The organism is Streptomyces angustmyceticus, assembly GCF_019933235.1.
In the GTDB taxonomy this organism is placed as follows: domain Bacteria; phylum Actinomycetota; class Actinomycetes; order Streptomycetales; family Streptomycetaceae; genus Streptomyces; species Streptomyces angustmyceticus.
In genome coordinates this window covers 4,819,678-4,841,570 of record NZ_CP082945.1, presented here as the reverse complement: position 1 = coordinate 4,841,570, position 21,893 = coordinate 4,819,678, and the positions used below count along the sequence as shown (strand labels likewise).

Annotated in this window: 22 protein-coding genes; 9 read left to right on the top strand and 13 right to left on the bottom strand. The window is 71.3% G+C overall.

The features are described from left to right. Positions 1–202 precede the first annotated feature (202 nt). Positions 203–1,873: a sodium:solute symporter family protein gene (locus K7396_RS21855; RefSeq protein ID WP_086716881.1), complete on the top strand. Its 1,671-nt coding sequence runs from the start codon at positions 203–205 to the stop codon at positions 1,871–1,873. Positions 1,874–1,903: 30 nt separating this feature from the next. Continuing rightward, a complete protein-coding gene (locus tag K7396_RS21850; protein WP_152104890.1) occupies positions 1,904–2,212 on the top strand; it encodes a hypothetical protein in 309 nt (102 codons plus the stop codon). 82 nt (positions 2,213–2,294) lie between these two features. Here K7396_RS21850 and K7396_RS21845 read toward each other — a convergent pair whose 3' ends face one another. Next, on the bottom strand, positions 2,295–3,092 hold the full coding sequence (locus K7396_RS21845) for a response regulator transcription factor (protein WP_223660160.1): 798 nt from the start codon (positions 3,090–3,092) through the stop codon (positions 2,295–2,297). 366 nt (positions 3,093–3,458) lie between these two features. Beyond that, complete coding sequence (locus K7396_RS21840) at positions 3,459–5,258, bottom strand: ABC-F family ATP-binding cassette domain-containing protein (protein ID WP_086716689.1); 1,800 nt, start codon at positions 5,256–5,258, stop codon at positions 3,459–3,461. A 94-nt stretch (positions 5,259–5,352) separates the two neighbouring features. Here K7396_RS21840 and K7396_RS21835 point away from each other — a divergent pair, with 94 nt between their 5' ends. Continuing rightward, positions 5,353–5,637 carry a hypothetical protein gene (locus tag K7396_RS21835; protein ID WP_086716690.1) on the top strand — a complete coding sequence of 95 codons (285 nt, stop codon included), beginning with the start codon at positions 5,353–5,355 and terminating at the stop codon, positions 5,635–5,637. On the opposite strand, the gene K7396_RS21830 is transcribed toward K7396_RS21835, so the two are convergent. Genes K7396_RS21830 through K7396_RS21820 form a run of 3 tightly spaced genes read right to left on the bottom strand, consistent with a single transcriptional unit; the run spans position 5,634 to position 8,617 of the window. Next, the gene (locus K7396_RS21830) at positions 5,634–7,079 is read right to left on the bottom strand and encodes a hypothetical protein (RefSeq protein ID WP_143589056.1); all 1,446 of its coding nucleotides are present in this window, start codon (positions 7,077–7,079) and stop codon (positions 5,634–5,636) included. The genes K7396_RS21835 and K7396_RS21830 overlap by 4 nt on opposite strands. Continuing rightward, complete coding sequence (locus K7396_RS21825) at positions 7,066–8,181, bottom strand: WXG100 family type VII secretion target (RefSeq protein WP_158101100.1); 1,116 nt, start codon at positions 8,179–8,181, stop codon at positions 7,066–7,068. The genes K7396_RS21830 and K7396_RS21825 overlap by 14 nt, the downstream gene beginning before the upstream one ends. Continuing rightward, complete coding sequence (locus K7396_RS21820) at positions 8,171–8,617, bottom strand: hypothetical protein (protein WP_223660159.1); 447 nt, start codon at positions 8,615–8,617, stop codon at positions 8,171–8,173. The genes K7396_RS21825 and K7396_RS21820 overlap by 11 nt, the downstream gene beginning before the upstream one ends. Before the next feature lie 219 nt (positions 8,618–8,836). Between K7396_RS21820 and K7396_RS21815 the strand changes: the two genes are divergently transcribed. Continuing rightward, positions 8,837–9,637 carry an alpha/beta hydrolase gene (locus K7396_RS21815; RefSeq protein WP_152104891.1) on the top strand — a complete coding sequence of 267 codons (801 nt, stop codon included), beginning with the start codon at positions 8,837–8,839 and terminating at the stop codon, positions 9,635–9,637. 82 nt (positions 9,638–9,719) lie between these two features. On the opposite strand, the gene K7396_RS21810 is transcribed toward K7396_RS21815, so the two are convergent. Beyond that, positions 9,720–10,085 carry a hypothetical protein gene (locus K7396_RS21810; protein WP_086719543.1) on the bottom strand — a complete coding sequence of 122 codons (366 nt, stop codon included), beginning with the start codon at positions 10,083–10,085 and terminating at the stop codon, positions 9,720–9,722. Between the two features lie 14 nt (positions 10,086–10,099). Next, positions 10,100–11,353: a helix-turn-helix domain-containing protein gene (locus K7396_RS21805; RefSeq protein WP_086719544.1), complete on the bottom strand. Its 1,254-nt coding sequence runs from the start codon at positions 11,351–11,353 to the stop codon at positions 10,100–10,102. A 504-nt stretch (positions 11,354–11,857) separates the two neighbouring features. Here K7396_RS21805 and K7396_RS21800 point away from each other — a divergent pair. The 4 genes from K7396_RS21800 (at position 11,858) to K7396_RS21785 (ending at position 14,250) form a co-directional block, all read left to right on the top strand. Next, entirely contained in the window at positions 11,858–12,082 is a 225-nt protein-coding gene (locus K7396_RS21800) for a hypothetical protein (RefSeq protein WP_308686916.1), read from the top strand. After that, positions 12,070–13,188 (top strand): radical SAM protein, encoded by a 1,119-nt coding sequence (locus K7396_RS21795; RefSeq protein WP_086719547.1) that lies wholly within the window; start codon positions 12,070–12,072, stop codon positions 13,186–13,188. The genes K7396_RS21800 and K7396_RS21795 overlap by 13 nt, the downstream gene beginning before the upstream one ends. Next, a complete protein-coding gene (locus K7396_RS21790; protein ID WP_167392801.1) occupies positions 13,185–13,322 on the top strand; it encodes a hypothetical protein in 138 nt (45 codons plus the stop codon). The genes K7396_RS21795 and K7396_RS21790 overlap by 4 nt, the downstream gene beginning before the upstream one ends. A 106-nt stretch (positions 13,323–13,428) precedes the next feature. After that, positions 13,429–14,250 carry an aminoglycoside phosphotransferase gene (locus K7396_RS21785; protein WP_086719548.1) on the top strand — a complete coding sequence of 274 codons (822 nt, stop codon included), beginning with the start codon at positions 13,429–13,431 and terminating at the stop codon, positions 14,248–14,250. A 15-nt stretch (positions 14,251–14,265) separates the two neighbouring features. Here K7396_RS21785 and K7396_RS21780 read toward each other — a convergent pair whose 3' ends face one another. From K7396_RS21780 to rsmI, 6 genes are all read right to left on the bottom strand, one after another. Continuing rightward, a complete protein-coding gene (locus K7396_RS21780) occupies positions 14,266–15,177 on the bottom strand; it encodes a 4-(cytidine 5'-diphospho)-2-C-methyl-D-erythritol kinase (RefSeq protein WP_223660158.1) in 912 nt (303 codons plus the stop codon). Then, positions 15,174–16,088: a 16S rRNA (adenine(1518)-N(6)/adenine(1519)-N(6))-dimethyltransferase RsmA gene (gene rsmA, locus K7396_RS21775; RefSeq protein WP_086719550.1), complete on the bottom strand. Its 915-nt coding sequence runs from the start codon at positions 16,086–16,088 to the stop codon at positions 15,174–15,176. Before rsmA ends, K7396_RS21780 begins: the two co-directional genes overlap by 4 nt. Before the next feature lie 22 nt (positions 16,089–16,110). Beyond that, a complete protein-coding gene (locus tag K7396_RS21770) occupies positions 16,111–17,265 on the bottom strand; it encodes a resuscitation-promoting factor (RefSeq protein ID WP_152104892.1) in 1,155 nt (384 codons plus the stop codon). Between the two features lie 191 nt (positions 17,266–17,456). After that, positions 17,457–18,332 carry a TatD family hydrolase gene (locus K7396_RS21765; protein WP_152104893.1) on the bottom strand — a complete coding sequence of 292 codons (876 nt, stop codon included), beginning with the start codon at positions 18,330–18,332 and terminating at the stop codon, positions 17,457–17,459. Between the two features lie 33 nt (positions 18,333–18,365). Then, complete coding sequence (locus tag K7396_RS21760) at positions 18,366–18,809, bottom strand: hypothetical protein (RefSeq protein WP_086721219.1); 444 nt, start codon at positions 18,807–18,809, stop codon at positions 18,366–18,368. 238 nt (positions 18,810–19,047) lie between these two features. Then, positions 19,048–19,935: a 16S rRNA (cytidine(1402)-2'-O)-methyltransferase gene (rsmI, locus tag K7396_RS21755; RefSeq protein ID WP_086721218.1), complete on the bottom strand. Its 888-nt coding sequence runs from the start codon at positions 19,933–19,935 to the stop codon at positions 19,048–19,050. A gap of 97 nt (positions 19,936–20,032) precedes the next feature. On the opposite strand from rsmI, the gene K7396_RS21750 reads away from it, so the two are divergent. Beyond that, entirely contained in the window at positions 20,033–21,763 is a 1,731-nt protein-coding gene (locus tag K7396_RS21750) for a dolichyl-phosphate-mannose--protein mannosyltransferase (RefSeq protein WP_174886971.1), read from the top strand. Positions 21,764–21,893 lie beyond the last annotated feature (130 nt).

Genomic DNA, 21,893 nt, shown 5'->3' with positions numbered 1-21,893 from the left:
CAACGCCGGGCCCCAGGGCGAGTTCCGGGCGAAGTGCGCCCGGACATTCCTGACATAGGGGATGCCTCGCTCACGAAAGCGAAACTGAACCAAACAAAAGTATTCAGTTTCCTGAGGTCCGCGCGTAGCTTTTTGTGCGTTCCGATCGCACAAAGATGTGTCCTCCGGGGGCCGCGCTCCCGACCCGCGAAAAGAGTCGCCCATGATCACCCTGGCCGAGGGGCTACGGCTCCCCACCAACGGGCTCGATTACACGATCCTGGCCATCTACTTCGTCGTCGTCCTCGGCATCGGATTCGCGGCCAAACGCAGCGTGAAGACGAGCCTGGACTTCTTCCTCTCCGGGCGGTCGCTGCCCGCCTGGGTCACCGGCCTCGCCTTCGTCGCCGCCAACCTCGGGGCCACCGAGATCCTCGGCATGGCCGCCAACGGGGCGCAGTACGGGGCCTACACCGTGCACTGGTACTGGATCGGCGCCATCCCGGCCATGGTCTTCCTGGGCCTGGTGATGATGCCGTTCTACTACGGCTCCAAGGTCCGCTCGGTGCCCGAGTTCCTGCTGCACCGCTTCGGCCCCTCCTCGCACCTGCTCTCGTCGGTCATCTTCGCCGTGTCGTCGGTGCTGATCGCGGGCGTGAACCTGTACGCCATGGCGATCGTGCTGCAGGCGCTGCTCGGCTGGCCGCAGTGGGTCGCGATCGTCGTCGCCGGCGTCTTCGTCCTGGCGTACATCACCATCGGCGGCCTCTCCTCGGCGATCTACAACGAGGTGCTGCAGTTCTTCGTCATCCTGGCCGCGCTGATCCCGCTGACCATCGTCGGGCTCAAGCGCGTCGGCGGCTGGGACGGCCTGACCAGTTCGCTCGACGCCTCGCACGGCGACGCGTTCCTGACCGCCTGGAAGGGCACCGGCATCGGCGAGGCCAACCCGCTCGGCGCGAACTGGCTCACCATCGTCCTCGGCCTCGGCTTCGTGATGAGCTTCGGCTACTGGACCACCAACTTCGCCGAGGTGCAGCGCGCGCTGTCCGCGAAGAACCTCTCCGCCGCCCGGCGCACCCCGCTGATCGCGGCCTTCCCCAAGATCTTCATACCGCTCGTCGTGGTCGTCCCGGGCCTGATCGCGCTGGTCATGGAGCCGACGCTGGGCAAGTCCAAGGACGGGCTGCAGTACAACGACGCGATCCCGGTGCTGATGCGGGACCTGCTGCCCAACGGCGTGCTGGGCATCGCGGTGACCGGTCTGCTGGCGGCGTTCATGGCGGGCATGGCCGCCAACGTCTCGTCCTTCAACACCGTCTTCACCAACGACATCTGGGCGGCGTACCTCAAGAAGGGCCGCGAGGACCGCTACTACCTCAAGACCGGCCGCGTGGTCACCGCGGTCGGCGTGCTGATCGGCATGGGCACGGCCTTCATCGCCTCGTCCTTCAGCAACATCATGAACTACCTCCAGACGCTGTTCTCCTTCTTCAACGTGCCCCTGTTCGTCGTCTTCATCATCGGCATGTTCTGGAAGCGGACCAGCGCGGCGGCCGGCTTCTGGGGCCTGCTCACCGGCACGCTCGCCGCGATGGTCAACTACTTCGGGCTCTACAAGCAGGGCGTCATCGCGATCCCCTCCGAGCAGGGCGCCAACTTCGTCTCCTCGATCGTGGCGTTCGTCGTCGGCGCGCTGGTGATGGTGCTCGTCACCCTGGTCACCAAGCCCAAGCCGGCCGCGTCGCTGGCGGGCCTGGTCTACGGCTCCCGGTCCCCCGGCATGGAGGACCTGCCGGCCGAGGGCGACGACGCGTGGTACCGCAAGCCGGCCCTGCTGGGCTGGGGAGCGCTGATCCTCGCCGCCGTCTGCTACATCCCGTTCTCCTTCTGAACCTGCCTGAACCAGCGGAGTTGACGCACCATGAGTGACTACCAGCACGAGGTCGAGGAGCTGGAGCGCGAGTCCGCGACCGCCGCGCGGCTCTTCGACGTACGGCGCATCATCGGCGGCCTGTTCGTCGTCTACGGCGTGATCGTCACCATCGCCGGCCTGACGGCCTCGGACGCCGACCTCAAGAAGGCCCAGGACATCAACATCAACCTCTGGACGGGCATGGGCATGCTCGCCCTCGGCCTCTTCTTCCTCGTCTGGCTGAAGCTGCGCCCGGCGGTCCCGCCGACGGCCGAGGAACTACGGGCCGGGGCGGGGGAGGAATCCGGGGAGGGGTGAGCGGGGGCGAGTGGGGGCTCAGCGGGGGCTGAGCGGGGTGGTTAATGCGGGGCACGGAGGTTGTTTACGGGGGCCGGGGTTGTTACTGCGGGGGTGGGGCCGGATCGGCCTGATGCGGCCCCGCCGTGGTGTGGTCCGGCCCCACCGTGAACCGGCCCGGCCCCGCCATGGCCCCCTCCGCCGCCTCCGTTCCCGCCGCGGTGCGCGCGGCGCGGCCGCCCGCCGCCCGGTCCAGCAGTCCGGTGCGGGCCGCCAGCGCGGCGGCCTCCAGCCGGGACCCCACCTCCAGCTTCATCAACACCCGCTGCACATGCGTCCGCGCGGTGCTCGGCGCGATGTCCATCCCCGCCGCGATCAGCCGGGTGTCCTCGCCGTCCGCGACCCGCATCAGCACCTCGACCTCCCGCGGGGTGAGCAGCTCCAGCAGCCGTGCCCCCTCATCGTCCGGCTGCGCCGCGGGGTGCAGCAGCTCCTCGAAGGCCTGCTGCAACAACTGCGGGGCGACCGCCGACTCCCCCGCCCGCGCCTTCATCATGGCGCGCTCCACACCCTCGATCCGCTCGTCGTTGCGGACGTACCCGGAGGCCCCGGCCGCGAACGCGGCGGCGATCCCCCGCGGACTGGGCACCGGCCCCAGCACCACCACCGCGACCTGCGGCCGCTCCTTCTTGATCCGTACGACCGGGTCGAAGGCGCCCGGCCTGGCCGGCGCGGCGGTACCGAGCAGGCACACCTCGGGCGCCCGGCTCACCACCAGCTCCGCGGCCCCGGCGCTCGGCGCGGCCGCCGCCAGGACGCGGTGCCCACGCAGCTTCAGCGCCGAAGCGAGCGCCTCCGCGAGCAGACGGTGATCGTCCACCACCATGAGCCGCACGCCCATCGAGCAACCCCCTCCACCCCGGCGGGCCCCGGCGCGGCCCCCGACCGGGCCGCTCGTCCCCGGGAAGCTACACGCTCGGCTGCGATAGCGCGCCCCCTACCGGGAAGAAGCCCCCCGGAATGCTGGAATCCCGGCCATTCGGGGCCGATGGGCGTCCTGGGGGGTGCGGGGCGGCGCGGGCATTCGCGATGCGGGAAGGAGCGGGCGCCAGGCATCACACGGCTCGGTGCTGCCGCTCGTCCCACGAGCCACTGGAAGCTCGACGATCTGGCCGGAACCAGGTTGGTTGCCGGCCCCCAGGTACCGGACACCGGCCGCGGCGCGGCAGGCACCACGGAGGTGTTGTGGAACGCCTCAAGACTGCCCCTACGCCTCCTCCGCCAACTCCAGCCACCGCATCTCCAGCTCGTCCTTCTCCGCGCTCAGTTCGCGGAGTTGGGCGTCGAGGCCGGCGACCTTTTCGAAGTCCGTGGCGTTCTCGGCGATCTGGGCGTGGAGCTTGGTCTCCTTGTCGCCGAGTTTGTCCAACTGGCGCTCGATCTTCTGGAGTTCCTTCTGGGCGGCGCGGTTGACGGCGGCGGCCTTCTTGGGGGCCGCGGTCTGCTGGGCGGGGGCCGGTGTCGCGGCCTCGATGACCGCGCGGCGGCGGTCGAGGTACTCGTCCAGACCGCGCGGCAGCATCCGCAGCGTGGCATCGCCGAGCAGGGCGTGCACGCGGTCGGTGGTGCGCTCGATGAAGTAGCGGTCGTGGCTGATGACGATGAGGGAGCCGGGCCAGCCGTCGAGGAGGTCCTCCAGCTGGGTCAGGGTCTCGATGTCGAGGTCGTTGGTGGGCTCGTCGAGGAAGAGGACGTTGGGCTCGTCCATCAGGAGGCGCAGGATCTGGAGGCGGCGGCGCTCACCGCCGGAGAGGTCGCCGACCGGCGTCCACTGCTTCTCCTTGGTGAAGCCGAACTTCTCGCAGAGCTGGCCGGCGGTCATCTCCCGGCCCTTGCCCAGGTCGACGCGCTCGCGTACCTGCTGGACGGCCTCCAGCACCCGCAGCGCCGGGTCGAGTTCGGCGACCTCCTGGGAGAGGTACGCCAGCTTGACGGTCTTGCCGACGACGACGCGGCCGGCGGCCGGCTGCGCCTCGCCCTGGGTGCGGGCCGCCTCGGCCAGCGCCCGCAGCAGCGAGGTCTTGCCGGCGCCGTTGACGCCGACCAGGCCGATCCGGTCGCCGGGGCCCAGCTGCCAGGTCAGGTGCTTGAGGAGGACCTTCGGCCCGGCCTGGATGCTGACGTCCTCCAGCTCGAAGACGGTCTTGCCGAGGCGGGAGCTGGCGAACTTCATCAGCTCGGCGTTGTCGCGCGGCGGCGGGACATCCGCGATCAGCTCGTTGGCGGCCTCGATGCGGAAGCGGGGCTTGCTCGTACGGGCCGGGGCGCCGCGCCGCAGCCACGCCAGCTCCTTGCGCATCAGGTTCTGCCGCTTGGCCTCCTCGGTGGCGGCGATCCGCTCCCGTTCGGCCCGCGCGAAGACGTAGTCGCTGTAGCCGCCCTCGTACTCGTGGACCGCGCCGCGCTGGACGTCCCACATCCGCGTACAGACCTGGTCGAGGAACCACCGGTCGTGGGTGACGACCACGAGGGCGGAGCGGCGGGCGCGCAGGTGCCCGGCCAGCCAGGAGATGCCCTCGACGTCGAGGTGGTTGGTGGGCTCGTCGAGGACGATCAGGTCCTGCTCGGCGATCAGCAGCTTGGCGAGCGCGATCCGGCGGCGCTCACCGCCGGAGAGCGGGCCGATGACGGTGTCCAGGCCCTGGGTGAAGCCCGGCAGGTGGAGGTCGCCGAAGAGGCCGGTGAGGACGTCGCGGATCTTGGCGTTGCCGGCCCACTCGTGGTCGGCGAGATCGCCGATGACCTCGTGCCGGATGGTGGCCGCCGGGTCGAGGGAGTCGTGCTGGGTGAGGACGCCGAGGCGCAGGCCGCCGTTGTGCGTGACCCGGCCGTCGTCCGCGCCCTCCAGCTTGGCGAGGATCCGGATCAGGGTGGTCTTGCCGTCGCCGTTGCGCCCGACGACGCCGATCCGGTCCCCCTCGTTGACGCCGAGCGAGACACCGTCGAGCAGGGCACGGGTTCCGTAGACCTTGCCGACGGCTTCCAGATTGACGAGGTTGACGGCCATCTCACTCCTGCACTCAGACCTGCACTTCCGACCTGCACGTCAGATCGATCGACTTGCCCAGCCTAGTCGGCGCGGGGAGGACGGCCGCCGGGAGATGAGTATCCGCACGGGCGGACGGGGCTGCGGGCGCTCCTGGCGCGGCCCGCATGATCAATGCCCCGGCGCCGCCCACCACTTCCGTGCGCGATACGGCACCCTGGGTGACGGGTTCGCCGTGGCCCGGGTCGCCGTGGGCCTTCCCCTCGCCGCCGCCTTCGTGGCCGCCCTGACGGCGGTGGTGGGCATGAGCGGAAGGGCACTGCCCGGCGGGGATGCCTGCTGGCCGCTCCGGGCTGCTGCTCGTTTCCGGGCGGTGTCGTTCGCCGTCGCGAGCGGCTAGGACGCTGCTTCCGGGTCTCCGGCATTCGACAGGTACGGGGCCTTCATCGCGGCGTAGGCGAGAGTCAGTCCGATGACGGCTCCGGCCAGCCCGATCATCCAGCGCCAGGTGCCCGTGATGTCGAGGGTCAGCAGCGCGGCGCAGCCGATGAGCGCCGCCGCGAGCGCCAAGGCGGACGGTGCCAGGTAAAGGGGCCATGCGGAGTGTGGATTCCAGAGCCGCAGGACGCGGGACTCGCTGTGCCCTGCCGCGGCCTTGTCGACGGAGACGCCCTCGGCGGCCATCATCCGCGCGTCGTCGGCCTTCAGTTTCCCGTGCATCACCCAGCCGTCGTCGGACACCAGTGCCGCCACGGTGCCGCCCGCGGCGGACTGTCCGTTCTCGGCGCCGCGTGGGGCTTCCCAGCACAGCCACAGATGCTGCCCCTTGAGGGACGCGGGTACCTGATCCTCCGTGACAGGGACCAGGAAGTGGGCGGTGCGGGAGGACGCCGTGACGATTTTCAGGCACTGCTCCTTACGGGAGTCCCGCTGCCAGAAACCGGCCCCCAGACATGTCCCGCGTACGGCCATGTCAGCGCCGCCCAGCCGTGAGAAGGAACGGAATCCATGGCGCAGGGAAAGACCGATGACCGAGAGGACGATTCCGGCGGCCCAGGCGATGCCGACGATCCAGGTACGACCGGTCGTCATCGTGGAGCCCTCAAACGCGTCACCGAGGCTGCGCTCGTTCCCCGCGAGGGCGCCCAGCGCGGGACGGTCCGGGGCGTAGAGAACCGAGACCTTGCCGCCCACGTGCGGACGGTCGTGCGTCACCGGGTGGACCCTGGCCGTCACCGGATCCCCCTCCGCGCCCGAGCCCGGGGCGAGCCGGACGACCACGGTCGAGGTGTAGTAGTCGTGCCCCTTGCTCGGATCGTGGAGCCGGACGTCGCTCACCTTCTCGACCGGCACGTTCGCGAACTCGGCCCCGGCGTCCACGATCCGCTGCATACGCTCCGGCCGCTGCGGCGCACCCATCACCAGGGCGAGAAGGCTCACCAGCACCGTGCAGACCCCGAAGTACCAGACGAGGGAACGAGCTTGCATGCCACGGCGTGAGGGCAGCACCGAGGGCGGTTGGTCCGGCCCTGCGGCGCCCGGCCCGCCCGGCTCCGTCGTTGCCGAGAACTCGGCGACAGCGACCTCGGCGTACGACCGCCGTCCCCCTGCCGCGCGCTGGAAAAGGGCGATGCCGCCGAGACTGGCCAGTGCGCAACCCAGCGCGATGAGGATCGCCGTCCGGCGCGGTTCCGGATCCGAGCAGAAGAGCCACAGCGGCAGCACGGGCAGGATTGCTGCCAACCCCAGTGCGCCGAACAATGCCCCGGCCCGCCGGGGCGCCGTGCCCACCCGGCGAAGGGCGGGCACGGCGCCGGTTGTGGTCGGGTCAGCCGAAGACATGTCGCACCTCGTCGGTCGCTGATTCATCGCGGGTCCTGGTGCCCTGCTCGGCGCCCGACTGGACATCCTTGTTGTGGTCGTCCACGTCTCCCCAGCCGTCCTTGCCGTCGTTCGCCGCGACACCACCGGCGATGGGGACGGTGGTGCCCCAAGCGGTGTCCCTGCCGATGTCGTGGCTCTCGGGGGTATGGGTGCCCCTGAGATCGTTCGCGATATCGCGCATGCCCTTGTCGACGCCGCGCAGCGTGCCTCCGGCACCACCCGCCGCGCCGCCGGAGATGGCGGTGATCGCAGTCTGCCGCATGTCGAGATCCTCGCCCTTGCGCCAGGAGTCCAGGGCATCGCCGGCGACACCGCCGGCCGCGCCGCTTGCGGCCCCGCCGACGAATTCGCCGGCACCCAGACGGCCGGCGAGCGCGCCCGCGCCGGTACCGACGGTCGCGCCCCCGATTCCGCCCATGAGGTTCGTCCGCCACTCGGGGCCCTTGCCGCTGATAAGGCTCGTGGCCACGCCGCCGGCGGTACCGGTCGTGGTGTTCAGCGCGAAGGACGACACCATTTTCGCAACGGTGGCCGTGAAGGTGTTGATGCTCTTGAACGCCTTGTACGCGTTGGCAACCGCCCGAAGCATCCGGCCCAGCATGCCGGCCGCGTCCACGGCCTTCTTGGCCAACATCGCCACCCGCGCCGTACCGACCGCGGCGGAGACACCGAGGGTCAGGAAGGACATACCGATCGAGACACCTACGGAGATCCCGATCTCGAGGTAGATGTCCTCGATTTCCTTGTTGACCTCTTCGATGGCCTTCGCTGCCTTGTCGAGACCTTCGGCAGCTTCATCGAAGTGCTCGGTCACGTGATCTGTGGCCTTTTTGCACTCGTTCCAGTGCTTATGGAATGCCTCGGCAGCCGGTCCCCGCCAGGTGTGTCCGACCGTGGCGTTCACCTGTTTGTCCAGAGCGCCGAAGATGTGTTCGACCTCGGTTTTTAGGTGACGCCACTGCCTGGCTGCCTCTCTCAGCTCGTCCGGTCGACCTCCCGGATGAACAATTTCAATTCCGAGTTCGACGATCTCCTCGCCGACGGACTCGTTACCACTCATCACTTGCCCCGTGCTCGCCGAAGAGCGCACCGACACCCTGGTCATTGGTGTCCGTGTTCGTGGTGACCTGTCGCAAACCTGCGCCGATGGCGTCGAGGTGGCCGTAGATGGACTTCATGGCACTGGCGACGTCTCTGGAGTACTCGATGTACGCCGAGGTGACCTCTTCGGATTCGGTCAGGACGCCGAAACCGTCACTGATGGCTTCTTCCCCGGTTTCCGCGACGAACTTCTTGAGGGTCGACTCCAGGTCGTAGGAGTGCCCTTCGAAACTCTTTGCCAGCTTTACCAGCTCAGCATGATCAACGAAATGACTCGCTGTCAGCCACACGTAGCCCTTCCCCGTTGACGCCATGAATCCCGCCACATGCTGCCCGCCATGCACCGGCCGACGCAAAACCTCTGAACAACCGGGCTGCGAAAGCACAGCATTCACGCCATATCTCGCTAGCGCATATCGACGCGTTATGGCGCCAATCGAAGCCTGCACGCTTGCGCGGCCAAATCAGGGCATAGCACCGGCCGTATGGCCCGATGGCCCTACTGCCTCGGCGGGGAAGCCGTTCCCGGTGTGCGGCAGTGCCGGATGCACGGAGGGTGCTCCACAGCAAGCACGGGCGCCTGAGACTCCACGCCCTCGTTGTAACGTGCCGTCATGGCACCGGACATGGGCATGGCGGACCCCGCGGGCACAGCCGTGGAGACGGTACGCGGGCTGGTCTACGGCCCGAGCGGGAAGCGGCTGGATGTGCACCGGCCGGCGGGCGCGCCCGGGCCGTTGCCCGTCGTGCTGCTGTGGCATGGCATCGGTCCCGACGAGCGGGACGTCCTCGAACCGCTGGGGCGCACCGCGGCGGCGCAGGGCCTGCTGGTCCTGGTACCGGACTGGCGCTCGGACGCTGCCGACGGGGGCCGGGCGCACCTGCTGGAGTCGCTGGCCTTCGCCCGCGAGGAAGCGGGCGGGCTGGGCGGCGACGGGGAGTCGTTGGTGCTGGCCGGATGGTCGGCGGGGGCCGGAGCCGCGCTGGGGGTCGCGCTGTGGCCCGAGAGCGTGGGCGGGTGGCGGCCGAACGCGGTGGTGGGGGTGGCGGGCCGCTACGACCTGACCGCCCGGACCACCGGGACCGCACCGCTCGACGATCTCGCCGCGGGGCGGGAGCCGGGCGTGCCCGTCCACCTGGTGCACGGGGCCCGCGACACCGTCTTGGACGCCCGGTACTCCCGCGACCTCGCCGACACGCTGCGGTCGGCGGGCCGGACCGTGACGCTCCAGGAACTGGACAGCGACCACGCGGGCGTGATCATGACCGCGTACGACCCGGCGGCGGACCGCTGCGTCCCGACGACCGCGGAGCACGCGGTACGGGCCGGGCAGGTGGTGGCCCGGGTGCTGGCCGACGCCGCGAGGAGCGGGGGCGGGAGCGAGGGCGAGGTCGGGGCAGAGGGTTCGGCTTAGCACCCTTTGTTCGTGGTCCGGCGGCGGCCCGCACTGACCCGATCACCGGGTGCCCGTCGCCCCCGGCCCCGCCCCTGCGCGGTCAGCTCAGCGACTTCTCGATGGCCTCGAAGATGTCGGCGTCGGTCTCCTGCTGCCAGGCCGGGAGGCCGGACCAGTCCGCGACGTATCCCGGTTTGGGGTCGTCGAAGTGCTTGAACATCTGGGCCGTCCAGCAGGTCGCGACGAAACGGCTCTTCTGCTCCCGGGACAGCCGGGACGTGCGCCCGTCACTGGCCTCGACGAACTGGCGCACCTGCTCGTAGACGGACCCGGCGGCCTCGCGTTCCCACTGCGGGGTGTCCGCCCAGGGGGTCACGTAGCCGGCCTTCGGCTCGCCGGGGAAGTGCTGGTGCACTCCCGCGATCCAGGCTTCCCGGAACAGTCGTGCGCCTTCGGTCTGCGACATGCCAACCCCTCTCGTCACGGCGTGCTGAGCGTGGCGATCTCCGCCCCCAGCTCGGCCACCCGGTGGTCCCGGCTCAGGGGGCCGAACTCGTCGCACAGGTCTCGGAGTCTACGGGCGATGTACCCCGAAGATGAGGCGCGAGCCAGTTCGACCGCTTCTCTGCCATAGGAGACCGCCTGCTCAGGATCGCGCCGCTTCACGCCGATGGCCGCCAGGTCCGTCAGCACCGCGCCCCTTCGCCGCAACGACTGTCCGGACGCCAAGGCCGTGTGCTGCAAGGCCTCCCGCAGCGTTGCCTCCGCCAGGTCCAGGCGCCCGAGTCGGGCATAGCGCGCACCACGCTCCTCTGCGAGCCGGGATCCGTCGAACCTGAGCCATCCGCCATTGGCACTGTCCGGGGTAAGTTCCCGGACTTCCTCAGCGCGCCCCAATGCGCGCTCACACGCTTGCAGATCGCCCAGGCCGGCGTGCGCCTCCGCTTGGACCGAGGCAACCCAATGACGGGTCGAGAGCGTCTTGTCCCCACGCCCGGCGAGCCTCTCGGCCACGCCGAGCATCTGTGCCGCCTGGCGGTATCGGTGCTCCGACATGTCGACGTAGGCGTGCCGTACCAGGGCGCAGGCCCACAGGTCGTACGCTCCGGTGTCCTTGCTGATCGATGCCGCGAGCGCATATGAGGCAGCGGCTTCGGCGTACCGGTTCGCGTCGAATGCCACCTCGCCGGCCAGCTGAAAGAGATCTGCTGCCGCGTTCAGGAGCGGACGGGCGTTGCCGCGCTTCCCCGCCAGGGCTTCGTTGAGCGTCGTCAGCTGCTCGCGGACGACGGGGTAGACGGAACCCTTGGTGCGCGCGAGTTGGTAGACCTGCCAGAGGTGGCTGTTCATGCGGGCGAAATCGGCGGGAGTTCCCCGGCAGACTCCTGCGGTGAGGGCTTCCGCCTCCTCGGCCGGGAGAGCGGCCAGAGCTCCGCTGACGGTGAGTATGCGCAGGAATTCGCGGCGGATCATGTCGTCAGGCTCTCCCGCGTTCGGGGGGTCACTGGGCTGCTGCCCCGGCTTCTCCTTGCTTGTTGCTCCTGGCGGCATCAGGAGGGCATCCAGCTCGTGAAGGCTGACGTCAAGGGCGGTGGCCAAGGCTCGTCGCTGGGGTGGTTGAGGGGCGATTCTGCCGCTCTCCCAGCGTCCGACCGTTGTGCGGTCCACGCCGAGTAACTGGGCCAATTTCTCCTGACTGTAGCCCAGGGTCCTGCGCCTTCTCGCCAGTCCCATGATCGGCCCTTCCCGTAGTCCGGCCTGTTCGAAGTCCGTGCACGGATCTGCGTCAAGACTGCCGCACCGATGCCGTGGAGAACTCCAACTCCTCCGGCTTTTCTGGATGTTGCCCCGAACGAGCACAGATCCACAGAGGAGTTCGGTCATGACCACGAGCGGCGAGATTCTGACGCACGAGCCGGACGACGATGCGCGGATTCCGGGCCTGGGTACCGAACAGCGCGTCCTCATGACACTCAGGATCTCCCATGACTCCGGCCGGACGTGGGGCCCGGTGAGGGAGGTGCGGGAGGAAGAACATCCGGCGACATTCGACAACCCTGGCCGGTTCCCACCATGTATGTGCCGGCGCTGCACCGGTCATAAGCCGCGCGTCGGAGCTTCCCCTCGGGTGGTGTCGTGATGAGGTGCGCGCACCGGCGCCGACTGCCACTGGGCCTGGCGCGGGAAGCGCGGGGGAGGTCGGCCACGGAATGCGTCGACAGTGCCGTTCAGTGCCAGTTGTGCGCACACGAGGACGGCGAGCACTACGGCCTGCTCGACGATCTGGAGTACGGCACCGCGCTGTGGTTCCGCTGGGGCGGTGCCCACGTGGATCTGGTCGTGCTGCCGGACTGTCCGGTGACCGGCCCCGGCCCTGACCGGGAGGGCTGCTGTCTGTTCGCCGACCACTCCGAACAGCACACCTGGGAAGACACCGTGGAGGAGGCCTCGTGCACCAGTTGATCGCGAGTCCGCACAACGGCACGTTCCTCGTCGCCCGGCCCGGCGCCCGGGCCGGCATGCAAATCCCCCGAGCGATGTACGCGCAGCTCGCCTCGATCGCTGGGAGCAGCAGCTCCCTGCCCGACTGGCTTCTCGACGGCGCCCGAACCGCGTGGGGTCTGGACCTGGCGGGCGTGCCCATGCGGGAGGCAGTCCTGGTGCGCCCGGAGACCCGGCTCGGTTACGGCCGTGCGACGTACGAGATCAACAAAGGCTGCAACTTCAACTGCGAGCACTGCTACCTCGCGGAGCGGAAGTTCGAGGGCCTGCCGTGGGAGGGCAAGGCCCGGCTCTTGCGCCTGCTGAGGGATGCCGGGGTGCTGTGGTTGCAGTTCACCGGCGGCGAGCCGTTGATCGACCGCGACTTCATGGACGCGTACGTGCTCGCGCACCGGTCCGGGATGCTGATCGAGATCCTCACCAACGGCTCCCGGCTTCACCGGTCCGAGGTCATCGAGATGCTGCGGGAGCTTCCGCCGCACAAGGTGACCGTCTCCCTCTACGGCGCGACGTCCGACAGCTTCGACTCCCTCACCCGGAAGAAGGGGGCGTTCAAGCTGGTCGAGAAAGGGCTCAGCGCCGCGAGCAAGGCCGGGATCGCCCTCGAACTGGCTCTGATCATCACCAAGCACAACGCGCACGAGCTGGACGCCATGCGAGCCCTCGCCGACCGGTACGGGGCCGGCCGCACCGAGTACGGGACAATCTCCCCGACGTACTCGGGCACCCCCGACCCCCTGGCCGCGCAGGCCCCGGGCTTCTTGAACGGCACCAGCGTCTTCAAGGGCTGCCCCGCCGGCCACACCTTCTTCCACGTCGATCCGCACGGCCTGGCGACCATGTGCAAGGTCGGCCGCGAGAACCCCATCGACCTCATGACCGAGGGCATGGACGGATTCCTCCGCCTGCCCGGCATCGCTGATGCCCAGATGCTTCGCACCGGTGGCTGCGGCGGCTGTCAGCTCTCCGGCACCTGCCGGGTCTGCCGACCGCTCGCCAAGGCCTACCAGGAGGCGAAGGCACCACTGAACACCTACTGCCGGCACGGAAGAGAGGAAGCGCAATGACCACTGTCACGGTGGAGATCACGCCCCGGCCCCAGGCCCAGGACGAGCCCGAGGGAGTCGTCCTCCTGGAGGACCTGGAGATGCTGACCGAGGGTGCCGTCCCGGGCTGCAACGAGGACAACCCGTACCGGTAGGCATCCAGCCGAACAGAACCGCGGGGGCTTCAGGGCGTTCTTGCGTCCGAGGCCCCCGCGCCACTGCACCGTTACGCCGCCGCTCCGCCGTGGAAGAGTGAGGTCCATGGCGACTACCCGCATCGGCCTCGACCGGCTGCCCGCTGCCGCCCGCGCCGCCGTCGAGCACCACACCGGCCCTCTGTCCACGGTCGTGGAGGCCACCGAGGGCTTCAACAGCGAGATCGCCGCGCGTGTCACCTCCGCCGCCGGGACGTGGCACATCAAGGGCCTGCGCACCGACCATCCCCGCGCCTGGACCCAGCGCCGAGAAGCAGCCACCGCCCCCTTTCTCACCGGGGTCGCTCCCGCGCTCCGCTGGCGCGTCGAGGCCGCCGGATGGGATCTCCTCGGGTTCGAGGCCCTGGACGGCCACCACGCCGACTACGCGCCCGGCTCCCCCGACCTCCGCGAAGTCGCCGCCCTCCTGCGCCGCCTCGCCGAGACCCCCTGCCCGGACGTCGACCTGCGGCACGCCGAGCAACGTCTGGAGCTCTACGCCGCCCGCCCCGACGACCTCCGCTTCTTCGCCGGAGGCCACCTCCTGCACACCGACCTGAACCACGCCAACGTGCTCGTCAACGACCATGCCCCACACGGTGATCGGGCGCGGCTCGTCGACTGGGCCTGGGCCACGCGAGGAGCCGCCTGGCTCGACGCCGGCTACTGGGTCATCTGGCTCATCGCCGCCGGGCACACCCCAGCCTCGGCGGAACACCAGGCCGCGGAGATGCCCGCTTGGCACACCGCACCGGCGGAGGGCATCACCGCCTTCGCCACTGCCAATCGCAACCTCTGGGACGAGATCGCCACCGCCGACCCCGACCCGTGGACCCTCCGCCTGGCGGCTGCCGCAGCCAGTTGGCACCACCACCGCAGGGCCGCCTGAAGCGGGCTCCCGGCGCTACAGAACCCGCGCCCCCACGGCCGGCGAATCCGCCACCCGGACCTGGCGGCAGGTCCCCGACGCCAGCAGCTCGGACGCGATCTTCTCTGCCGCTTCCGGGTCCTTGGCCAGGAAGGCGGTGGTCGGGCCGGAGCCGGAGACCAGGGCGGCCAGGGCGCCGGCGGTGGTGCCTGCCTCCAGGGTCGCGGTCAGGGAGGGGCGCAGGGAGAGGGCCGCGGGCTGGAGGTCGTTGGCGAGGGTGGCGGCGAGGGCGGTGGGGTCGCCGGATTCCAGGGCGGACAGGAGTTCCGAGGTCGCCTCGGGCTCCGGCACGTTCGTGCCCGCGGTCAGGCGGTCGAACTCGCGGTAGACGGCGGGGGTGGACAGGCCACCGTCGGTGACCGCGAAGACCCAGTGGAAGGTGCCGCCGACGGGGAGCGGGGTCAGCAGTTCGCCGCGGCCGCGGCCCAGGGCCGCGCCGCCGACCAGGCTGAACGGGACGTCGCTGCCCAACTCGGCGCAGAGGGAGAGGAGTTCCTCGCGCGTGGCGCCCGTCGACCAGAGGGCGTCGCAGGCCAGGAGGGCGCCGGCGGCGTCGGCGCTGCCGCCGGCCATGCCGCCCGCGACGGGGATGTCCTTGGTGATGTGGAGGTGGACGCGCGGCTCGATGCCGTGCCGGGCGGCGAGGAGTTCGGCGGCGCGGGCCGCGAGGTTCGTCCGGTCCAGCGGGATCTGGTCGACGTCATGGCCCTCGGCCGTGATCCGCAGGGTGTCGGCGGGGGTGGCGGTGACCTCGTCGTACAGGCCGACGGCGAGGAAGACGTTCGCCAGGTCGTGGAAGCCGTCCGCGCGGGCGGCGCCCACGGCCAGCTGGACGTTGACCTTGGCCGGCACCCGGACGGTGACCGGGGCGGCGGTCGTGGCGGTCATGCGGTGGCTCCCCCTGACTGACGGATGCCGGGCGTCCCGCCCGGCTGCTTGTGCTCGGCGATCCGCGCGAACTCCTCGACGGTCAGCGCCTCGCCGCGCGCCTGCGGCGAGACGCCCGCGGCGACCAGCGCTGCCTCCGCGGCGGCGGCCGAGCCGGCCCAGCCGGACAGCGCGGCGCGCAGGGTCTTGCGGCGCTGGGCGAAGGCCGCGTCGACGACGGCGAAGACCTCGTCGCGGCTCGCCGTGGTCTCGATGGGCCGGTCGCGGCGGACGAGGGAGACCAGGCCGGAGTCGACGTTGGGGGCGGGCCAGAAGACGTTGCGGCCGATGGCGCCGGCCCGCTTGACCTCGGCGTACCAGTTGGCCTTGACCGAGGGCACGCCGTAGACCTTGTTGCCGGGGCGGGCGGCGAGGCGGTCGGCGACCTCGGACTGGACCATGACCAGAGTGCGGTCGATGGTGGGGAAGGTCGCGAGCATGTGCAGCAGCACGGGGACGGCCACGTTGTAGGGCAGGTTGGCGACGAGCGCGGTGGGCGCGGGGCCGGGCAGCTCGGTGACGTGCATGGCGTCGCTGTGCACCAGCGCGAAGCGGCCGGCGCGCTCGGGCAGCCGGGCCGCGACCGTGGCGGGCAGCGCGGCCGCCAGCACCTCGTCGATCTCCACGGCGGTGACCCGGTCGGCGGCCTCCAGCAGCCCGAGGGTCAGCGAGCCGAGGCCCGGACCGATCTCGACGACGACATCGTCGGGCCGGACGCCGGCGGTCCGCACGATCCGGCGGACGGTGTTGGCGTCGATCACGAAGTTCTGGCCGCGCTGCTTGGTGGGGCGGACGCCCAGCGCGGCGGCCAGCTCGCGGATGTCGGCGGCGCCCAGCAGGGGGCCGGAATCGTCGGTGGTGCTCTTGGTCATGCCACAGCCTCGGTGCGCTCGTTCACCCGTGAAGCTTACGGCCGCAGACCGGCCACGGGCTCGCCCCCCTTCTGATGTAGAGCTTCTTGGCCCGGAAGGTCTGTTCCCGGGGAGAGGCGTCCTGCGGGCGGCCGCGGCCGCCGAGGGCCCGCCAGGTGGGGACGTCGAACTGGTAGAGCCCGCCGTAGGTGCCCGACGCGTCGACGGCGTCCGGCCGGCCGCGGGCCTCGCACTGGGCGAGCGCGTGCCAGGCGAGGTGGTCGGCGCCGCGGACGGAGGCCGGCAGCGCCATGGTGCCGAGGTGCACGATCCGCGGACGGGGCGCGTGCACGACCTTGCTGTGCAGCCGCTTCGGTTTCTGCCGGACGCCGTTGACGGTGCGCACCCGGTAGGTGACCCGCCGCACGCCGGGGCGGCCCTGCTGGACGACCGACTGGACGCCGCGGGCCAGACGCGGGTCGGCGCGCAGGATCGTACGGAACGGCAGGGGCTCCTCGCGGACCTCCCTGGAGCCGGTGATCCTCATCACGGAGAGGGTCTGGCCCTCGTGCGGGAAGCTGTCCGGCGGCACCGAGGTGGTGTCCTGGTCGCGCAGCGCGAGCCCCGCCTCGGCCAGCGCCTCGCGGACGGTGGCGGCGTTGGTGCGGACCCGGTGTTCCCGGCCGTCGGCGACGATGACCACCGAGCGTTCGGTGCGTACCGCCAGCTCCATGCCGTGCTGCTCGATGCGCCGGGAGCGGGAGGCCGACAGGACGGCGCCCTCGGCCCGGACGCCGAGCTGGTGGAGGGCGCCGTCGACGGTGTCCGCGGTGGTCCACACCCGGCGGCGCTGCCCGTCGATGGTCAGGACGACCGGGCGGCCGTGCCGGACGACGACCTCGTCGCCGCTGCTGAGCCCGGTGCCGGGGGCGGGCGCGACGAGGTCGTGGGTGCCGACGGTGAGGTGCTCGTCGGCCAGCAGTTCACCGACGTCCCCGGCGAAGGTGTGCAGGGTGCGCGGGGTGCCGTCGACGGTGAGCCGGACCGCCTTGTCGTGCGCGACGAAGGCGGTGGTGCCGCCGGCCAGGAAGACGACGACCAGGGCCCGGGGCAGGAGGCGGCGCAGCGCGTCGGGGCGTTCGGCGCGGCGTCTGCGGCGGCCGCGCGCGGCGCGGTGGCTGCTCGACGATGGACTCACGGCACGCTCCACGGGCCACGGGGTGCGGTTGACGGCCGGAATGTAGCGGAGCGGCGGTGACTCTCCCAACTCGGTCCGATACGGAAAGTGGTCACATCGGGGGACGGCGCGGGCCCCCGGCGGCGCCGGAGGGCGGCCGGGGGCCGGGCGGGGAGCGGTGCCCCGCGGGCCGGGGCGCGGCGGTGGTCCGTTCAGTACCCGAAGGCACGCGCCGTGTTGGCGGCGACGGCGGTGGCCAGGTCGTCCTCGGTCATCTTCTTGACATCGGCCATCGCCCGGAGCGTGACCGGAACGAGGTACGGGGCGTTGGCCCGTCCGCGGTACGGGGCGGGGGTGAGGAACGGGGCGTCGGTCTCGACGAGGACCAGCTCGGGCGGGGCGACGGCGAGGGCTTCGCGCAGCGGCTGGGCGTTCTTGAAGGTGACGTTGCCGGCGAAGGACAGGAAGTAGCCGGCCGCGGCGCAGACCTCGGCCATCGCGGCGTCGCCGGAGAAGCAGTGGAAGACGACCCGTTCGGGGGCGCCCTCCTCGCGCAGGATGCGCAGCACGTCGTCGTGCGCCTCGCGGTCGTGGATGACCAGGGCCTTGCCGTGCCGCTTGGCGATCTCGATGTGGGCGCGGAAGGAGCGCTCCTGGGCGGCCATGCCCTCGGGGCCGGTGCGGAAGTGGTCGAGGCCGGTCTCGCCGACGCCGCGGACCTGCGGCAGGCCGGCGAGCCGGTCGATCTCGGCGAGGGCGGCGTCCAGCGCGGCGTCGCCGCCGGGCTCCCTGGCCCCCTGCCGCGACCACCCGTCGGGGTCGCCCAGCACGATGCGGGGCGCCTCGTTGGGGTGCAGGGCGACCGTGGCGTGCACGGCGTCGTGGGCGGCCGCGGTCTCGGCGGCCCAGCGGGATCCGGCCAGGTCGCAGCCCACCTGCACCACGGTGGTCACCCCGACGGAGGCGGCCTTGGCGAGCGCCTCCTCGACGGTGCCGTCCTGCATGTCGAGATGGGTGTGGGAATCCGCGACCGCCACCCGAAGCGGTTCGGGCAGCGGCGGCGGGGTGTTCTTGTCCTGCGGTGCCATGGCCGCGATCCTACGAGGGCCGTGGCACGGGCCTCACCTGCGGTGGTGCTGGAAGGGGTGCAGCAGGTCGGAGAGGTGCCAGTGGTGGCGTCCGGAGTCCTCGGCGCGGTCCGGTCCGGCGTCGGCGGCCGGTTCCTTCTTCCGCTCGCTGCCGTGCTGGCGCTGGTGCATGCTCGCGATCGCGTCGGAGACCATCGAGACCTGGCCGGAGCGCATGATGCGCACGACGTTGCTGCCGCAGTTCAGGCAGGTGGGGCAGGTCAGCGGGGACGGGACCCGCTCGCCGTCCGCGTAGTAGACGACGTGGGTCTCGCCCTTGCCGTCGACCTGGTGGACTATCTCGTACGCCTGCTCCCAGCCGTGCCCGCACCGCATGCAGGCGAAGGCGTATGCCTCGTGCGCGGCGGCGTCGGGACGGGCGATGGGGTGGTCCTCGCTGGTGGTCGAACCGCCGGTGGTCTTCGCGATCTCGCTCATGTGCGCGCTCCTCTTGTCCGCTGGACAAGGTCTTCGGGAACCGTTCGTCCCTCGTCCAGTGGACGCCTCCGAGGCGGAGAATGCAGCCCATCGCCGACGCTATTGGCCCAGATTTGGCCGACGGTAGGAAAATCACCTCAACGCGCCGACCTGCGCTTTACCTTTCCGGTCAGCCATTTACCTTCTGAAGGGTCGCTTTTCGCCCGGCGCCGCGCATCAATCCCCGGCGGGGCCGTCCTCAATCCCCGGCGGGGCCCTTCGCGGCCTTCTTCGCCGGGTCCTTCTCGGCGTTCTTGGCGGCGACCACCGCGTCGAAGACCTCACGCTTGGGCAGCCCGGCGTCCGCGGCGACCGCGGCGATGGCCTCCTTGCGGCGCTCCCCCGCCTCCTCGCGGACCCGCACCCGGCGCACCAGCTCGTCGGCGTCCAGGTCCTGCGGCCCGCTCTGCGGGGCGCCCTCGACGACGATGGTGATCTCGCCGCGCACCCCCTCGGCGGCCCAGGGCACCAGCTCGCCCAGCGGCCCCCGCTTGACCTCCTCGTACGTCTTGGTCAGCTCGCGGCACACCGCGGCGCGCCGGTCGGCGCCGAAGACCTCGGCCATCGCGGCGAGGGTGTCGTCCAGGCGGTGCGGCGCCTCGAAGTAGACGAGGGTGCGCCGCTCGCCGGCGACCTCGCGCAGCCGGGAGAGCCGCTCGCCGGCCTTGCGCGGCGGGAAGCCCTCGAAGCAGAAGCGGTCCACCGGAAGACCGGAGAGGGCCAGGGCGGTGAGCACCGCGCTGGGGCCCGGCACGGCGGTGACCTTGATGTCCCGCTCGACGGCCGCGGCGACCAGGCGGTAGCCGGGGTCGGAGACGGAGGGCATGCCCGCGTCGGTGACCAGCAGCACCCGGGCCCCGCCGGCCAGCGCGTCGGCCAGCTCGGGCGTCCGGGCCGCCTCGTTGCCCTCGAAGTACGACACGATCCGCCCGGTGGGCTGGACCTGGAGCGCCTGGGTCAGCCGGCGCAGCCGCCGGGTGTCCTCGGCGGCGATCACATCGGCGGCGGCCAGCTCGGCGGCGAGCCGCGGCGGCGCGTCCGTGATGTCCCCGATGGGCGTTCCTGCGAGTACCAGCGTTCCAGTCACGCTCCCATCCTCCCAGCCCGCCGCCGCGCCCCGATCCGCCGGTATCGCCCGGTGGCGCTCCCCGCCGGTCCACAGCGTGCTTCCCTACGATGGCCCGGTGACGAGTGACACCACCGCGACCGACGCCACCGCGCAGCACGCCCCGGAGCTGTCCGAGCGGCCCCCCGTGTGGCAGCGGCGGCTGCGCCGCTTCGGATACCCCGTCCGGCCGCGGGGCGATGTCCGCGCGCGGCTGGTGCCCGCGTTCCCCGAGCCGGGCGGCCGCCTGTGGGCGGTGTTCGGCGCGGGCCCGGACGCGGCGGCCCGGCTGGCGCGCTGGTCGGGCTGGGCCGGCCCGCTGCTGGTGGCGCTGTTCGCGGGGGTGCTGCGGTTCTGGAACCTGGGCAGCCCGCGGAAGGTGATATTCGACGAGACGTACTACCCCAAGGACGCCTGGTCGCTGCTGCAGTACGGCTACGAGGGCACCTGGGCCAAGAACGCCAATGACGCGCTGGTCGGGCATCCGCCGCAGCTGCTGCTCTCGCCGGAGCACTCGTACGTCGTCCATCCGCCGATGGGCAAGTGGCTGATCGCGGTCGGCGAGTGGGCGTTCGGGATGGACCCCTTCGGCTGGCGGTTCACGGTGGCGCTGCTCGGCACCCTGTCGGTGCTGCTGGTGTGCCGTATCGGCCGCCGGCTGCTGCGGTCGACGGCGCTGGGCTGCCTGGCGGGCACCCTGCTGGCGGTCGACGGCCTGCACTTCGTGATGAGCCGGACCGCGCTGCTGGACCTGCTGGTGATGTTCTGGGTGGTGGCGGCGTTCGGCTGCCTGCTGGTGGACCGGGACCGCACCCGGGCCCGGCTGGCGGCGGCGCTGCCGCTGGACTCCGCCGGGGTGGCGCACCCGGACGGGGAGGTCGGCGACCGGCTGCGGCTGGGCCCGCGCCCCTGGCGGATCGCGGCCGGGCTGTGCCTGGGCCTGTCCGCGGCGACGAAGTGGAACGGCCTCTACTACCTCGCGGCCTTCGCGCTGATGGCGGTGCTGTGGGACGTCGGGGCGCGCCGCACGGCGGGCGCCCGGCGCCCGTTCCGCTCGGCGCTGCGCCGCGACGTCCTGCCCGCCTTCGGGTCCACCGTCGTCGTCGCGCTCGCCGCCTACCTCGCGTCGTGGTCGGGCTGGATCGCCACCAAGGGCGGCTACTACCGCGACTGGGCGACCACGCCGGACGGCCGGACGGGCCACTGGACCTGGCTGCCGGACTGGCTGCGCAGCCTGTGGCACTACCAGACCGAGGTCTACGCCTTCCACACCGGACTGACCACCCCGCACACCTACCAGTCCAACCCGTGGAGCTGGCTGGTCCTGGGCCGCCCGGTCTCGTACTTCTACGAGGACCCCAAGGCCGGCCAGGACGGCTGCACGGCGGCCGAGGGCTGCGCCCGCGAGGTGCTGGCGCTGGGCACCCCGCTGCTGTGGTGGGCGGCCTGCTTCGCGCTGCTCTACGTCCTCTACCGCTGGCTGTTCCAGCGGGACTGGCGGGCCGGGGCGATCGCCTGCGGGGTCGCGGCCGGCTACCTGCCGTGGTTCCTCTACCAGGAGCGGACCATCTTCCTCTTCTACGCGGTGGTGTTCGTCCCCTTCCTGTGCCTGGCGCTGGCGATGCTGATCGGCGCGATCATCGGCCCGCCGGGCTCGACGGAGCGCCGCCGCACGATCGGCGCGGTCGGCGCCGGTGTCCTGGTGCTCCTGATCGTGTGGAATTTCATCTACTTCTACCCGCTCTACACGGGTATGCCGATCCCCAAGTCGGCCTGGCACCACCGGATGTGGTTCGACACCTGGGTGTAGCGGACGGACGGCCGGGCGCCAGCTCGGGGGCGGCCGGGCGGAGTTCGACAACTCTGTAACAGCTCTACAACAGCGCGTCACCGTACCGTGCCCTGATCGAGACTCGCGGCCCTCCCGTGTCCCTTAGAGT